The organism is Shouchella miscanthi (assembly GCF_007725405.1).
Lineage (GTDB): Bacteria > Bacillota > Bacilli > Bacillales > Bacillaceae_D > Shouchella > Shouchella hunanensis.
Genome location: NZ_CP042163.1, coordinates 300,794 through 317,186, shown reverse-complemented (window position 1 = coordinate 317,186; position 16,393 = coordinate 300,794). Strand labels below are relative to the sequence as shown.

The following is a 16,393-nucleotide window of genomic DNA, read 5'->3' as shown; positions in this document are numbered from 1 at the left end:
CCTTTAAGAACCTGAAGTGTTTGATCTCTAATCGTATTGTTAGGAGCTAGCTTGTTTTAGGTAGGTTCTATTTCTTATAATCAAAAAGTAACTCATCTTCTTTTTCATCATAATCAACATACAGATCGTGCCCGTCGAAGAACCAGACATCTTCTTCTTCAACAAAAAATTCAACGCCATTCCTCTCCGTTTTTACAGCCATTTTATTTGGTGCATCCTCTGCTGTAAAACCTAGGGCAAAGTTTTCTTGTACAGGACTAGAACCATACACTTTCGAAAAGAATTTAATCTTATCGTTTTTCCCCATCGAAAAGTCTTCTTTAAACCATTTTGCCGCTGGATCGCTTATGACAATCTTCATTGAGCGCTCGCCTTCTTTCTTAAACTATACTTATCCAGATCATACCAGACTTATTGGTACATACTAAAAAAAGAGGCTTAGGAGTAAGCCTCATCTAAAACTTTCGTCCGCCACCTTTTCCTCGGAAGCTGGATCCACCTCCGCGGCCGCCCATACTTCGACCGCCTCCTCGCGAACCGCCTGAGCCACCGGAACCTCCAAAGCCGCCTCCTCGCGAGCCTCCGGAACCTCCAAAACCACCCCCGCGTGAACCGCCTGAACCTCCTCCTCGTGAGCCACGGTTATTGTTTCGGTTTACTGTATGAAGTACTGCTGCTGTTTGAGCAGCTTTCCTTGCCATTCTTCGTTCTTCATCACGCATTTCATCTACTAATCTCCGTGTTAAATCAATCTCTCGTTTAGCACTTGCAAATTGTCCCTCCGTAATCAAATAGTCCACTTGTCGAGCAGATTCATCATAGCGCCTTTTGAACGTCGACTGGCTAAAATTCAAACCTAGCTTTCGGGACATATGCTGATAGGAAGAAGAGACATCTCGCCACTCTCGCTCCAATCGCTCTTTATCTTGAATAAACGATTGCACTTCTTTTTGGACATAAGGAAACTCTTGCTTTACGTGCTCTAATTCATCTTCTACGGAAAATAACTGGATTGGCGTAACGTCTAATAAGCGAATAGCATTCGTCACAGAACGATACAATTCTTCTATGCGATGACTGTTAAACCGAAGTCGATGGTGGTGAAGCTGATGCTCCAATGATTGAATATCATCATTCATCGCTCTCGCTTCTCTATATAGAGATTGTTTCTGCTGTTCTAACCGGTCAAATAGATAGAAGCTTTGCCCATGTAATTCGGTTAATGTTTTATATTGTGCCAATAAGTCCTGCATGGTTTGATTGGCCTTTTTATATTCTTGGCTGTCGAGCTGAAGCATCTTGTCAACGTCATTCATCGTATGGAGCATACGATCATACAAATTGGTTGCCTCATGATAATCGGATTCTATCGAATGCCAATGGGAGGAGTGATACGTATGACGCACTTTATCCATTTGAATGCGAAACGATTCTGGATCAAGTCGAATGGCCCGCATACTCTCCTGTAATTCGCTTAGTTCTCTTTTTGTTTCATCTCGGTACACAAGTAACTGCTTTACTCGCTGAAGCGCATCGTTAATTGCTGCATCCATTGAATCGTAGATGTGGATCGCTTCTTTCGCGTTTCCGACCTCTATTGCATGGTGTAGCTGAGAATGGGATTGTCGAGCAGCTTCTAATAATGCGTGAGGGTCTTCCTCTTTTAAGCGTAATTGCTCTCGCTCTACAATTTGATCAATCTCTCTACCTTGCTTGTCAATTCGTTCGATCAATTCAGCTTCTTTCGCTAAAAGCGTCTTAATTTGGTCAACATGTGTTTCTGCTGTCGCACATGCCTCCTCGGCTGCCTCTGCTAATTGCGCAGCATACAGATAGTCAAGTGAATCATCAGCTGCCGACATTTCCGCCATTTTTTCTTCTGCCGCTTGGATATCACTTTCCAAGTACGTATACGGAAGATTTGTTTTGCGCTTCATCTCTTCAAGCGTGTCTCTTATACCTGTTACTTTCTCTTCAATCGCTTTGATTAACCCTGAAATTTTCAGCTCCTGATCGAACATTTCTTTTAATTGTTCTTTTTTCGTTTCAAGTTGTTCTTCTTGAGCAGTAATGCTGTTCGTGAAATCAACTGTTGCTTGTAAAACGTCATTTTTCTTTTTCTTACCAGCTCCGTCAAGCCATGTTTTTAGTTCCTGTTCTTGTTCTTGAGCGTTTGTTAAAATCGCAAAAAGCTCTTCTTGTTTGTCAATAAACAATTGCTGCGTATTACCACGAGAAAGCTCCACACGCTCTTTTGCTTCGTGATAAGGCTTTAAAACATCTGCTAAAATTCGCTTTTGTCGGTCAAGAAGAGAGTGAACATGCGCTAGACGCTTTTTCTTCTGTGCTCGTAGGTAAAACAACGAAACGATAAGGGCAATCCCTAAGGCTCCAACAAATAAAAACGCAGCAACTGTCCCACTCGTTCGCTCTCTTTCAAGATGATCCATTATATTTATAACGCCCTGACCGTATTCTCCTGTAGAAGCCGCTGGCAAGAACTCATTATCAATAATTTGCACGGCATTTCGCTCATTGCCAATAACAGACTCCGCTTCTCCATTAGGTATGTAGTTTAAATACACTTCACTTGCCTCTGCGTCAATAAAAATGGAATAGTGATAGCCTTCACTACCGACACGTTCAATGACCTCTAGTGCCGCGTTTGAAGGAGATTGCCCATTCGTACCTTCTACTGTAGTGACATAATAATTAAAGTATGTATCGTTTGCGGCTGCTTCAATAGCAGCAATCTCCTCAGCAGAAAAGAAATTTGCTTCATCGTCAACGGTAACACTCGCAAACGCCTGCATCGGAAACATGAATACGAGACAGAGTACAACAAAGATTAACATGATACGTTGTTTCCTTCTATTCATTACTCGCTCCCCCTTTTCTTCTATTCTATTATACGGTGCAATGGATTGAAAAGTTGCAATTGGTCATAAAAAATAAACCGGGCATACTTCTTTCTATGCCCGGCTTTCATCACATGCTAGATCCATTTAATACAAAACGGTTGATTGGCCTTTAGGTAGTTCAGTAAAGGACGATCTTCTTCAATCACTCTACCAATAACATTCACTTTCGCATCGGCTTGTAAATCCCGCTTTGTTAGTTGAATTTCTCCTTGATAGCGTCCGTACCGTTCATTATCCATGGTTATTGAACCAACCAAACGCTCAATGGTTTGGTTTGGTTTAACCTTTTGTTTCGTTTGTTGAGCCATTCCTCGTGATTGGACTGAACGAATAACATCTCTTGCTTCGTCGGGTCGATTACAATGTTTATCAATGATAGGAGGAACGTCCACATACGCTTTTGCTCGCAATAAAATAACGCCTTGCTGTTGAAAAACCGCTAACTGTTGTAAACTACTCTCATTTAATTGAGGGTCACCGACGATTACCGTATCTACGGCTTTATGGCTATATAAATCAAGCCAAGCGGCAAATGGACTCCAACGGCGATGCGCTTCTAACGTTGGCAGTCCCTCATAGAGTGGTCCTCGCTTTCCATCGCCAGGAATAAACGCCATTCGCTTAAAGCCCGCCTGTTGTAAGCGCTCATTCATGTTGTTGAAATTCTCTCGACCTAACCCAGTTTCTGGACGAGGATAAAAATTATGCCATCCCTCAATGTGGTCAAACGACACCCCTGCTTGCTTTAATGCTGCAATGTCTTCCGCCTTTACGGTGCTTGCGTTGACAATAATCGCTAAGGATCTGGAGATATCAGCAACAATTTCTGCCTCCATACCATAATCGATTCGCAATCCGGTTACACCCCAATCTCGTAAAAGACTAGCATTTTCCCAAGTTAGTTGTAGATGAGCCATTGACTGAGGGGATACATCGCATACAAGTGCCATCCCCTTCTCTTCTGCAAAACGACCTAGCCGTTTCAAGCGCTCGGCATATAGACTGACATCGTCTTCTGGAATATGAAGGGATGTAAAGAGTGTTTGAAAACCATATTCATTGATTTTTTCTAAATAGGGTAGCTGTTCTTCAATTGGTACATGAAGATAAACCGATGCACCGAGTTTCATGATTGCTCACACTCCTAGATTCCTTTAGCCATTTCTTCTTTGAAGCCGAACAAGTACGTAAATAGAAAGCCTAATGAATACGCTACAGCAATTCCAATTAAATATTGCACGTAATTCCCTTCCGCAATGAGTGGCGTCAGCGATAGGCCTGAAACACCAATCCCTAGCGCCCCTGTTCCAAACGATGCTTGTATGGCTCCACCGACAGCAGCTCCCATACTCGCTGTTATAAACGGTCGTCCTAAAGGAAGGGTTACGCCATATAATAACGGTTCACCTATTCCTAAAAACCCTACAGGCAAACCACCTTTAATAATAGTGCGTAAACGTTGGTTTTTCGTTTTAATAAAGATCGCAATAGCAGCACCAACTTGACCTGCTCCTGCCATCGCTAGAATAGGTAGTAATGTTGTAAAATTAAACGTGTTAATGAGCTCTAAATGAATAGGCGTTAAGCCGTGATGAAGCCCAACCATTACAAGCGGTAAGAAGAAACCTGCCATTACTGCTCCTGCAAGTGGGCCTCCAATTGATAAGACCGAATTGATACCTGATGTAATGCCTTCTGCTAACACACCTGCTACAGGCATGACAGCGTAAATAGAAAGCGCTCCTACGATTAATACTGTAAATAGAGATGTAAATATGATATCGATTGATCTTGGCATAACCTTCCGAATGGTTCGTTCAAAGAAGACCATTAGCCATGCAGCGAAAATAACGCCAAACAGTCCACCACGTCCAGGCTGAAGCTGCTCACCAAAAATCGTTACCTGCTCAAGAGCCGGATTAAAAATAAACATACCTGCGATGGCCCCTAAAACCGGTGTTCCACCAAATTCTTTTGCTGTATTCCAACCTACTAAAATCGCTAGATACATGAACAAGCCGCCGCCAAGAATCGTCATCAACAGGAGCCAAGTGTGATCTTCCGTTCTCAACCCATAGTTAATTAAGAATTGTGCGACGCCATTTATAATACCTGACGCAACTAAACCAGGAATAAGCGGAATAAAGATATTTCCGAGTCGTCTTAAAAACTGCTTAAACGGTGTTTTATTTCGTTCTTTTCGAGCTGCAGCATCCCTGGCATTTTTTTCTTCAAATGATAACTCGTTATCTTCACCTATAAGCTTTTGAATTTCTGCTGTGACGACATTCACCGTTCCTGGGCCGACGACAATTTGCCATGTATCGTCTTCTACTACACCCATAACCCCATCAATTTTTTTTAAGCCTTCCTTATCCACCGCCGTGTCGTCTTTTGCCCTAATACGTACTCTTGTCATGCAGTTCGTGAGGTTGTCAACATTCTCTTTTCCACCAACATGCTTTAAAATAGCTGAGGCCATTTGTTGGTCTTTGTTCATGCACTTCACCTTCCTCTTATGAATTCACTGCTTTTCGAATAAACCCATTCGCCTTTTCTAATTTCGCTTTTGCCTCGTGTCCAGTGCAGTCTAACAGTAGCATGACGATCGCCGTTTTCACATGACCATCCGCTTCTTGTAAAGCACGTTCGGCATCTCCTGCATTCGCATCGGTTGCTTCCATGACAATTCGTTTTGAGCGTTCAACAAGCTTTGCATTCGTCGGCTGAACATCTACCATTAAATTTTGATACACTTTGCCAATACCAATCATGGAAACCGTCGAAATCATGTTTAATACAAGCTTTTGCGCCGTTCCTGCTTTTAAGCGGGTTGAGCCAGTCAGTACTTCTGGACCCGTTTCCAGTTCTATCGCAACATCTGCATAGGGACTCATTTCTGCATGACGATTACAACTAATCGCTACCGTATGAGCGCCCCTTTTGTTTGCTTCCTCTAATACACCAATTGCATAAGGGGTGCGCCCACTTGCTGCTAACGCAATAATAGTATCTTTCTCGGATACATTAATGCGCTTACATTCATTCGCACCAAGAATACGCTCGTCTTCAGCTCCTTCAACTGCTTTTAAAAAAGCACCCTCTCCTCCTGCTATAAGACCTAACACCCGCTCTGCCGGCATATCAAATGTTGGTGTGCACTCAACTGCATCTAGCACGCCTAAACGTCCAGATGTTCCCGCACCAGCATAAATAAGCCTGCCACCAGAAGAAAGGGAATCAATGACAAGGGTTGTCGCTGCTTCAATTTCTTCAAGTGCGCGTTCAATTGCTGTTGGCACTGTCGCATCTTCTTCATTCATTAACTTGAGAATATCGTAGCGATTCATTTCGTCGAGATTCATGGAACGAATGTTTCGTAGTTCCGTCTGTAATTTGTCTAACAACACTGCTCACATCCTTCACTCTAGTTCCTAATAAGCCAAAACACTTTTAACGAACGTTATTCACATGAAAAGTTGAAAGGAGTCCATTAAAAGCTTGTTACCTACTCTTATTATCATTCTACTGAAATTATATGTCAATTATTAAATCATTATAAATAAAATTTTATTTCAGTTAGAAAAAATAAAAAAAAGTCCTTCTTTGCGAGAAAGAAGAACTCCACTTTCATTAAAACGTAATGACGATTTTTCCTGATACATGGCCCGTTTCACTAAGAGAGTGGGCGTCTTTTATTCCTTTTTCCCCAAAAGGATAAGACGCATGAATGACCACTTTTAGCTGGCTTTCTTCCATAAGGCCTGCTAGCCGTTTTAATTGTTCACCGTCAGGTTTTAGCCATACACCATGGGCTTTAACATCGTACCTAGCGGCTTCCTTTTCGTCTGGTACGCCCACAATTGTAACAAGTCGACCGGTTTTCTTTTTTAGCACCTTGTAGCTATTGAACTGGACATCTCCTCCAACTGTATCAAAAACAAGATCTAGCTCGGATAAGCGCTCTTCAAACGATTCCGTTTTATAATCAATCACTTCATCAGCCCCTAATTTTTTAACGAGCTCATGGTTTTTTTTACTAGCGGTCGTATAAACGTATGCCCCTGCATGTTTTGCTAGTTGAATTGCCAGGTGACCGACACCACCTGCGCCAGCGTGAATTAACACTCGATCTCCTTTTGTTAAATGGCCATAGGTAAAGAGTGACTGCCATGCCGTTAGTCCTGCAAGAGGAACAGCTGCCGCCTCTACAGAAGTCATATTATCAGGTATAAAAGACAATAAATGGGCGTCCACGGCTACAAATTCGGCATACGTGCCATGTGGCGTCGTTTCTGGACGAGCAAAAACCCGATCTCCTACTTTCCACTCTGTTACTTCTTCTCCTACCTCTTCAATAACACCAGCCGCATCCCAACCTAACACAATGGGAAAGGACCAATCTAGCATCTGCTGTAAGTATCCTTCACGGAGCTTCCAATCAATTGGGTTAATCGATGTCGCTTCTAAACGAACGAGTACCTGTCCCGATTCTACCGTTGGTCTTTCCATTTCTATTTCTTTCAGCTGTTCAATCCCACCATACTGATCAATTGCTACTGCACGCATTCTAACACTCCTTTCCTACATTATTCATTCCCTGAAAATGAAATTTCAATCGAATGAAAAACACCAATTCTTTTTAGAATTGGTGTTTACGCTTTATTTCAACCATTCATGTGCTTGATTAGCCATTCGTTGACAATCGTTCATAAAGACACTTGCATGGTATCCATCGCAAACAGCATGGTGGACTTGTAATGATACAGGCAAGTAGAGCGATTGATTTTTTTCAATTAGCTTCCCAGCAGTAACGATAGGAAGAAGATGATTGATGTCTTGATGAATCATTAAGTTAAACCCTGTAAAAGATGTCCACGGTATCATTGAAATGGAAACCGCATTTTCAGGCACCTGCTTTTTTGGAAAAAGCGCTTGGCTACCTTGATACGTCATAGCATCCTGTAAGTAAGATGTATGAAAGTGACCAAAGTGTTTATTCATTGACGTCCAAATACCTGAGATAAGCTTTGTCTTCTCATGAAAAATCGTATAGACCGGTTCAAGGTGAGACCAATAGCCAAGCTCTCCTTCTTGGTTAAAGCTCATTCGAAAGGCTACATGATTGTTAACAACAGATGTCACCATATAGAGAAAGGCCGGATAAAATTTATATCCTTTTTGCTTCACCCTTTTGTACAGCACATCTACTTGGAGCTCCGTTGTTATGCTAAATGTGGTCTTTTGCTTTATATAATGCGCAAACATTTCTTCGCGCTTCCATCTTCTTCGATTTATCACTGTAAATGTCATATTTCCGCCTCCTAAATGAAATCGTTTCTAGTTTAGGAGGCTAGCTTATCTGTTTTAACCATCTACTCACTCCTTTATGACAGTGACTTTTGCGATTAACTGAACGACTGTACCATCGCGTGATGATAGGTTATCTTTTATCGTATTTTACACTAAAATCACTTTGATTCAACAAAAAGGGACAAGGACTTTCACGGTTAATAGCGAAAACAAGCTACATCGATTGAAAAAGGAGACATGCGATATGCCTAACGTAAGTAGAATGGATGTTCGAAATCAATTAGTACAAGAACTAGATGCTTTGACAGACGAACAGCTTAACTTCCGTATTAACTCGAATTGGACCATTGGAGAAGTATGTGATCACTTAATTAAAATGGATCATCAAGTCTTATTAACGTTGCAATACACGCTAACCAAAAATAAAGAAGACGAAGCACCGATTAAACCAATTGAACGAGCATTAGACCGTTCAATTAAAATTGAAGCTCCAGATATCGTCGCCCCTAACCCTGGCCCGTTTTTTAAAACTACCTTGCTTGAGCGGTTACAGCAAGAAAAGCAGCTACTTGACGAAGAAGTGGCGACTACTGAACAGGATCGACTTGATAAACAATCAGCAAAGCATCCTGTCTTTGGTCGTTTATCTCTACAACAATGGGTTGACTTACGGACATATCACGAGCAACGCCATATTGATCAAATCCGGGAATTAAAATCAGATCCGTCTTTTCCAAATGCCTAAAAAAAGCGATCGCGCCTCTTTAACGGTAGGTCGCGATCGCTTTCTTTAATCTACATGAAGCTGCTGCTTAACAAGCTCTTGATACAAGCTGTGTTTCTCTAATAATTCTTGATGAGTTCCTGAACCTGTTACTTTGCCACCTTCTAGTACAATTAATTGATCAGCGTTGCGGACAGTCGCAAGTCGGTGTGCAATGACTAACGTTGTACGTCCAGTCATTAATCGTTCAAGTGCTTCTTGAACGAGCTTTTCTGACGCGCTATCCAAGTGTGCGGTTGCTTCATCAAGAAGCAAAATTTTAGGATTTCGTATCATTGCCCTTGCAATAGCGAGTCGCTGTTTTTGGCCACCTGATAAACGAACGCCTCTCTCTCCAACCTCTGTTTCTAATCCATCAGGCAATCCTTCTAAAAACTGTTTTAAATTGGCAGCATGCACGGCCTCCTCGACAAAGTCGTTGGGAACATGCTCCAACCCATACGTTAAATTGCTTCGTATCGTCCCTGACATAATAGGAGAGTCTTGTGAAACATATGCAATCTTCTCTCTCCATTCATTAAGAGGTATAGATGCTGTTGACACACCACGGTACTGAATGGTTCCATCTGTTGGCAAATAGAATCGTTCAATGAGTGAGAACAACGTCGTTTTCCCAGCCCCACTCGGGCCTACAAAAGCTGTCATTTCGCCAACCCGAGCTGTAAAGGTAACATGCTGAAGAATTTTTTTGTCATCAGCATACTGGAACGACACATCTTGAAAGGCTAACGCATCAAGTTGTTCAACCGTATTCGTTGTCTCTAACGAATCTTGTTCTACTTCTGCACTCAATATGGTTTCCATCCGTTCGCTTGCACCCAGTGCTTTCTGTAATTGCGTAAAGAAGTTGGCCATCTGCGTAAATGGAACAGATATTTGAAATAAATAAAAGATAATGGCAACAAGAGCCCCTGCTGTTAATGTGTCAGCCGCAACACGCATTCCACCATAACCAAAAATCACAACGAGCATAATAAGCATTAAACTCATCATAATTGGCTGGATGACAGCCATGATCTTTCCTTCACGTAAACCGAAACCAAATAGATTTGCCATTCGATTAATGCCTACTTGTTTCTCTTGATCTTCAGCTAAAGACGCCTTTACAAGACGAATATCAGCGAGCACACGTCCTAAATCACCTTGGAATGAAGCTGTTTCATCCTGTAAGGAGCGGGAGACACGATACATTTTTCTACCTAGTGGCATCATGACAAGTAAGGATGCTGGTACTACCGCTAGCATCATAAGGGTAATTTTCCAGTCTAAAACAAACAGAATAATAATTGAACCGATAATAGAGATTAATCCCGAAATAAAAGGAATTAATTGCATCGTCATAAAGTCTTTAATGACAAGGGTATCATTCGTCATGCGACTCATCATTTCTCCTGATGAATGACGATCAAAAAATGAAACAGGTAAGTGCAAGATCCGCTTCCAAGCCGTTTCTCTTAAAGAATAAACGACCTTTTGACCGATATAGACCATTGTATAGATGGCGATTCCTGACATAACTAACTGCGCTAAAAATACAGCTCCTAATAAGGCTATGGTTGACCACTCAAACCCGATCACCGTCATCTCATCAATAAAGTTCATGGTTAACAGCGGTACAATGAGAGCAAGCGCCGTCTCAAAAACAACAAGGACGACTGCAAGCACAAGCAATAGCTTTCGTGGTAAGAATGGCCGAATCATGGCAATAAACGCTTTGATATTAATGGATTGATGCTGTTTCTCTTCCATTTCATTACTCCTCTTCCACATGCATATAATTCGTAAGCGCGGTATAAATAAAGTCGCCTAACTCCTCTGGAAAATACAGATTAAACAAATCACTATGTTTTTGAATAAATGCATCATCTTTTACAATTGCGATCATTTTTCTCAACTCTGGGTTACGTTCTACTAAACGTTGAATCAATTCTCTTATATAAGGACTGTCCGGTGTTTCTCCTTTTTGCATGGCCCAATGGACATTCAAACAGAACTGCAATCCTTCTTTATCCATTGTTTGCTGTAACGATGGTTCGTTATATTTATCTAGTTGTGAAACAATCGCTTTGTCACCAGAGAAATACTGTTTAAATGCTTGAATTTGATCTTTTTCACGCCTAAATGCATCTAATAAACTAAATGTTAATTCATCGGTCACTCCGCTAATCGGGTTCTCTACTTCATATAAACGTTGCGCCCTTGTGATAAGTTTCATTGTTTCATTTAATTCAGTCTGTTTTTTCTCAATCACTTGTTTTTGAAAGGCTAGCAACTCTTCACCACTCATGATACGATCTTCAAGCTGTGCTTTAATTTCATCAAGTGTCATCCCTAAATATTTACATACAGCAATTTGCTGATACGTTTTCCATTCTAAGCTTGTATAAAGCTTCTGACTTTTATCGTTCAAACGAAGTGGCACAAGTAAGCCAATTTGATCATAATACCGTAATGTTCGAACCGTTGTGCCTACTTGTTTTGCAAATGGACCAATTGTGAGTTCCATCTAATCCCCCCTTCTTCTACTTAGCCTAACCTATAACGTAACGTAACAGTCAATCTGAATCTTTCTATACACTGTAACAATCTCTAAAAAGGAACCTGAGCGGATTTCGGCCTTCTATGGCTTCCGGAAATCCGAAACACACGAATGTATGTAACTCAAACAAACTGCGCCATGCGAATATCATCTACATATGTACCATCATCAAGACGCGCATTTCTTTTTAATCGGCCTTCCTCTTGAAAGCCTAACTTCTTATATAAAGAAAGACCGCGTTCATTATTGGAAAAAACTTCCAATGAGACCTTTTCAATATTCGCTTGAGCTTTTGCCCAGCGTAAAAGGCGAGTCATTAATTCAGTACCAATTCCTTGCCCTGCATAAAACTCCTTTATACTAATGCCTACCATACCTTGATGGGAAAAACGTTTGCTTTTTGAAGGGAGGAAATGAATCATTCCCGCTATTACGTCATCTATTTCTGCCAAATAAAGAAAGCCATGTTTCTGATGTTTTTCTATCCATTGTTCTTCTTGTTCAATAGTCATTTGAAATTCATCTGCCCGCGTTCCATAAAAAGTAGGGTTCTCCGTGAAAACAAACTTCACATGGTCGATCATGCTTTTTGCGTCTTTTTTTCTAGCTTCCCGATAAACGATGTTCATCTGTTTTCTACCTCCAGCTTGTGTAAAACACCTGCATGAATCTTGTAAACACCTGATCCTTCAATCATTTCTTTTGTTCCGTTTTTAAAATAAATACCAGATTTTTCATTAATACCAAACCCTTCAATCCCATAGTCTTTCGTTATCATACGTAAATGTTCCTCTTCCTTCCATTCACTAAAATGAACGGCCACTTGTGTTTGCTGTTGCAAACCTAATCCCTTCCGCACGTTTAAACGTTTACTTGGATGGTCTTTAGCCGATATCATGCTTTTCTCCATGCTCATAATGGCGCCTGCGGAAAACCCAGCAACAGGAATACCTGTATGAAATTGATCTCTAATCGTTGGACCAATCGTTGTTTCCACCAATTCATCTATGTATTTCTCTGTATTTCCACCGCCGATTATAATCCCTCCGCAAGCCTTCAATTCATCGCAAATTCCCTGCTCTGACACTGCTGGCAGCGGGCGAAATAAACAATGCACCCCTAACGACTTCAACATTCCCTCGTACATTTTACGATAATCATTAATTCCAGGTCGATCGATAACAAAAATGATGCATGTTTTCTCTCTCATGACCTCGACGAAACGCTTACCTAATTTTTCTGTAAACGGAGGCCCGCTTCCAAATAAAAAAAGATGGGTACTCATTCGTTCCCCCCCCTATTGTCTTTATCCAATCATAGCATTTATCGTAAGAAGCATAAAAAATAAGGTGCCTATTTGTTACATAAGCACCTTACACTCTTTTAATCTCGATCAATTTCAATAATCTCTCCGGATTCGGCATCAATGGTTACTTCGTGTTCTTCCTGGTCTACTTCAATTTTCACTTCATAGTAAATTCGGTTTCCGTCTCGTTCGAGCTCCCAACTTCTCATCGCACCAGAAATTTCATTTTGAGCAGTCCCTACAGCATCAGTTGGTTCAATTAAACCCTCTAACTCAATGGCTTCTCTTTCACGTTCAACACCTCCAGCATCTTCAGCATCGAGAGGTTCTGTTTGTTGATTGATCTCTTCTTCCGTTTCTGCATGTATGACCAGTTCATATTCGGAATCGTCATCTATACCATCTAATTCATAATGTAGATTTTGAGCATCGTACTTAACAGATGTAAGTGATGCATCTGGAAACGCATTGTTAAAATGTTGTAGCGCATCATCTAAACGAATATACGACATCATCGTTTCATTCTCTTGTGCGCCATTGTCTTCTTCTACAGTTCCAGGCTCTGGATTAGGGTTCATTTCACCTGGACCCTCATCTTGATTACAAGCAGCGAGCAGTGATAGAGCAGTAAATACCGTCATATACATAAATGGTGTTTTTTTCATTGTGTCTAGACTCCTTTTCCTATGATTGTATCAGTATGCCCAGTTTTACCCACTATCATGACTTTGATGTTACCACTTTAAACGCATCCGGCAGTTTAGCAATTAAATGACTTGGCGTAATGCTATCTGTACTCCATCCTTCTTCTTTATATAAATCAGCTGCATAACCGTGTAAATAAACAGAAGTCGATAAAGCGACTTGCGTTTTTTGCCTCGTAACCAATGCAGTTATCATACCAGTTAATACGTCACCCGATCCCCCTTTAGCTAACCCTTCATTCCCTGACATATTGACAGTCAGAAAGCCATCAGGCATCGCTACAATCGTATGAGGTCCCTTTAAAACGACATAGATCCCATTTGTCCGTGCGAACGCCTCAGCAACTTCAAATCGCCTCTGCTTTATGTGCTCGACTCCATAGCCTGTCAGCATCGACATCTCTCCAGGGTGGGGCGTTATAATTAAAGGTGCTTGACGCTTACGTATGGACTCAAGACAGCTTGGAACGACATGTAAAGCATCTGCATCTAAAATTAATGGTCCTTTAAAATGAGTAATCGCATGTGAGACAACGTCCTTCACATGCCCTCCTCTTCCAATACCTGGTCCAATTGTTAAAACCGTCTTATTCTCATAAAATGCTAACAGTTCGCTTTCTGTAGGAGCCAATATCCCGTCTTTATCCGAGGATAGCGTCGTAAACATTGCCTCTTTCACATGAGTGGCAATGGCTTGGATGACAGGACGGGTTGTTCCAACAGTTGTTAAGCCTGCACCACTTTGAACCGCCGCCGTCGTGACAAGACTTGCTGCACCAGGCATGTTGTCATTTCCGGCGATAATACCAATCCGACCATTCTTCCCTTTATGTGCAAACGAACTAGAGGTAAACCAGCTATGAAAAACTTCTTCCTCTCCCCAGACGCAACGTTGCTTTTCAAGGTGCTTGAACGTAGCTGGTGGCACACCAATTGGCAACACTTCCATCTTCCCGTAAAATGGTTTTGTCGCTTCTAAAAAATAGCTTAGCTTCATGAGCTGTAATGAATACGTCTTGCCTGCATACACCGCTTCATGAGCAATCGCTGTTTCATCTGCCGGTACGCCAGTCGGTAAATCAATGGATACAATCTCCTTCTGTGACCGATTTAGTTGTTTTATAATAGCTGGATAAGGATCTTTTAGCGAACCCTTTATCCCAGTTCCGATCATCGCATCAACAATAACATCTATTTCGCAAAGCAGTTCCAACCATTCTGACTCGATATCATGCCAGTACTTCCATCTGTAACCACTCTGCTCATATATTCGCTTGTGTTGCTTTGCATCCCCACCGAAGCGACTTTCATCCGGTATAATACATGTCATGACAGTGATCCCTTGCTCCATTAGCATTCGTGCAACAGCAAAACCGTCTCCGCCATTATTCCCTGCACCTATTAATAGTAAATAGCGTTTATCACCGTACTGCTCGATCAGCTTACGGGCAATCTCTCTGCCTGCATTTTCCATTAACACAACACCAGGTAAACCAATTTTATTCATGGTAATCGCTTCAACGCTTGCCATTTCTTCTCCGGTTACTATTCGCATTGCGCTCACCCTTTTAGTGGATCATAGTATTTGAGATATTCCCTATTCTAGCAACTTCAAACTGTAGAAATGGAAATTTCATTGGATTTCAGGTATTTTGTGATATAGTGTTTTTACAAATCTCTTTTGAATACACATGAGAAGGAAATGGAAGGAGGGCATACATACCTTGATGGAGAGTAAAGCGTTTCGATTCGCTTGTTGGATTATCATTATTTTTCTGATTATCTATTTAGGCTCGCTCGTAGATTTTATTTTCAGGCCAATAGCGGTTTTGTTTCAGACATTGTTTGCTCCAATTGTCATTGCGCTCATTATCTATTACTTACTGAGACCGTTCGTTAATATACTCAGTAAAAAAATACATCGTGGCGTTTCAATCTTAATTGTGTTTCTTGTTTTAATCGGTCTACTAACAAGCGCCGTGCTGTATATAGGACCAATCATTCAGAACCAAATTATGTCGTTTGTTAACAACATTCCAAGGTACGCAAACATGGTACAAGAATTCTTTGAAGGCTTACAAGAACAGCCAGCCTTTCAAAATGTGCTCGACTCCATGGATTTTTCTCTCGAGAATATTTCGAATACCTTATCGGAGAACTTGCAAGGTTATTTAGAATCTGCCGTTGATAGCATCGGATCCTTTATTGGTGCGGTAGCAAACTTTGTTATTGTCGTTGTGATTATCCCTTTTGTTCTGTTCTACATGCTTAAAGAAGGAAATAAAGCACCAATGATGGTCATTAACCAATTTCCAGCAAGAGAACAAGAAGAAGGTAAGCGCGTATTAAGCGATTTAGATAATGCATTAAGTAGTTATATTCAAGGACAGCTCCTTGTGAGTGCATGTGTTGGGGTACTTTGTTTAATTTGGTACTTAATTTTAGGCTTAGATTACGCGTTAATCTTAGCACTTGTTGCCTTATTTACAAACGTTATTCCCTTTATTGGACCTTGGATCGGGACTGCTCCAGCTGTTGTGGTCGCATTATTTGATTCACCTTTTACAGCGCTGCTCGTTATTGGCGGTGTCGTAATTATTCAGCAAATTGAAAGCAATGTGTTCTCTCCACAAATTATGGGACGCCAACTTGCTGTTCACCCACTGACCATTATTTTCGTCTTACTTGTAGCGAGCCAACTCGCAGGCTTTATTGGCATTCTACTTGCTGTACCGACTTATGCGGTTGGTAAGGTCATTGTGCAGCATACGTATCGATTAATACGAATTCGAATGCGATCCACCCCAAAGAGAACTTGATTATAAA

15 protein-coding genes are annotated in these 16,393 nt (G+C 41.2%); 2 read left to right on the top strand and 13 right to left on the bottom strand.

Features of this window, described 5'->3' with window-relative positions; all coding sequences use genetic code 11:
• Positions 1 to 67: 67 nt before the first annotated feature.
• The 7 genes from FPV17_RS01680 to catA form a co-directional block, all read right to left on the bottom strand.
• On the bottom strand, positions 68 to 361 hold the full coding sequence (locus FPV17_RS01680; RefSeq protein ID WP_144557599.1) for a HesB/YadR/YfhF family protein: 294 nt from the start codon (positions 359 to 361) through the stop codon (positions 68 to 70).
• A 94-nt stretch (positions 362 to 455) separates the two neighbouring features.
• A complete protein-coding gene (locus FPV17_RS01675) occupies positions 456 to 2,879 on the bottom strand; it encodes a TPM domain-containing protein (protein ID WP_144557597.1) in 2,424 nt (807 codons plus the stop codon).
• Positions 2,880 to 2,995: 116 nt separating this feature from the next.
• Positions 2,996 to 4,051, bottom strand: coding sequence for a DUF871 domain-containing protein (locus tag FPV17_RS01670; protein ID WP_035394371.1), 1,056 nt, complete (start codon positions 4,049 to 4,051; stop codon positions 2,996 to 2,998).
• Positions 4,052 to 4,065: 14 nt separating this feature from the next.
• On the bottom strand, positions 4,066 to 5,421 hold the full coding sequence (locus FPV17_RS01665) for a PTS transporter subunit EIIC (RefSeq protein ID WP_144557596.1): 1,356 nt from the start codon (positions 5,419 to 5,421) through the stop codon (positions 4,066 to 4,068).
• Positions 5,422 to 5,437: 16 nt separating this feature from the next.
• Complete coding sequence (murQ, locus tag FPV17_RS01660; protein WP_144560388.1) at positions 5,438 to 6,328, bottom strand: N-acetylmuramic acid 6-phosphate etherase; 891 nt, start codon at positions 6,326 to 6,328, stop codon at positions 5,438 to 5,440.
• 226 nt (positions 6,329 to 6,554) lie between these two features.
• Entirely contained in the window at positions 6,555 to 7,490 is a 936-nt protein-coding gene (locus FPV17_RS01655) for an NADP-dependent oxidoreductase (protein WP_144557594.1), read from the bottom strand.
• A gap of 93 nt (positions 7,491 to 7,583) precedes the next feature.
• Positions 7,584 to 8,234 (bottom strand): type A chloramphenicol O-acetyltransferase, encoded by a 651-nt coding sequence (gene catA / locus FPV17_RS01650; protein WP_035394373.1) that lies wholly within the window; start codon positions 8,232 to 8,234, stop codon positions 7,584 to 7,586.
• 244 nt (positions 8,235 to 8,478) lie between these two features.
• On the opposite strand from catA, the gene FPV17_RS01645 reads away from it, so the two are divergent.
• Positions 8,479 to 8,979, top strand: coding sequence for a DinB family protein (locus FPV17_RS01645; protein WP_144557592.1), 501 nt, complete (start codon positions 8,479 to 8,481; stop codon positions 8,977 to 8,979).
• Between the two features lie 45 nt (positions 8,980 to 9,024).
• Here FPV17_RS01645 and FPV17_RS01640 read toward each other — a convergent pair whose 3' ends face one another.
• From FPV17_RS01640 to FPV17_RS01615, 6 genes are all read right to left on the bottom strand, one after another.
• A complete protein-coding gene (locus FPV17_RS01640; protein WP_144557590.1) occupies positions 9,025 to 10,767 on the bottom strand; it encodes an ABC transporter ATP-binding protein in 1,743 nt (580 codons plus the stop codon).
• 4 nt (positions 10,768 to 10,771) lie between these two features.
• Positions 10,772 to 11,524, bottom strand: coding sequence for a MerR family transcriptional regulator (locus FPV17_RS01635; protein ID WP_144557588.1), 753 nt, complete (start codon positions 11,522 to 11,524; stop codon positions 10,772 to 10,774).
• 155 nt (positions 11,525 to 11,679) lie between these two features.
• Positions 11,680 to 12,186 (bottom strand): GNAT family N-acetyltransferase, encoded by a 507-nt coding sequence (locus tag FPV17_RS01630; RefSeq protein ID WP_144557586.1) that lies wholly within the window; start codon positions 12,184 to 12,186, stop codon positions 11,680 to 11,682.
• Entirely contained in the window at positions 12,183 to 12,842 is a 660-nt protein-coding gene (locus tag FPV17_RS01625) for a Type 1 glutamine amidotransferase-like domain-containing protein (protein ID WP_144557584.1), read from the bottom strand. The genes FPV17_RS01630 and FPV17_RS01625 overlap by 4 nt, the downstream gene beginning before the upstream one ends.
• 98 nt (positions 12,843 to 12,940) lie before the next feature.
• Positions 12,941 to 13,528, bottom strand: coding sequence for a PepSY domain-containing protein (locus FPV17_RS01620; RefSeq protein WP_035394386.1), 588 nt, complete (start codon positions 13,526 to 13,528; stop codon positions 12,941 to 12,943).
• A gap of 55 nt (positions 13,529 to 13,583) precedes the next feature.
• Complete coding sequence (locus FPV17_RS01615) at positions 13,584 to 15,122, bottom strand: NAD(P)H-hydrate dehydratase (protein ID WP_144557582.1); 1,539 nt, start codon at positions 15,120 to 15,122, stop codon at positions 13,584 to 13,586.
• A gap of 172 nt (positions 15,123 to 15,294) precedes the next feature.
• On the opposite strand from FPV17_RS01615, the gene FPV17_RS01610 reads away from it, so the two are divergent.
• Complete coding sequence (locus FPV17_RS01610; RefSeq protein WP_328236896.1) at positions 15,295 to 16,386, top strand: AI-2E family transporter; 1,092 nt, start codon at positions 15,295 to 15,297, stop codon at positions 16,384 to 16,386.
• Positions 16,387 to 16,393 lie beyond the last annotated feature (7 nt).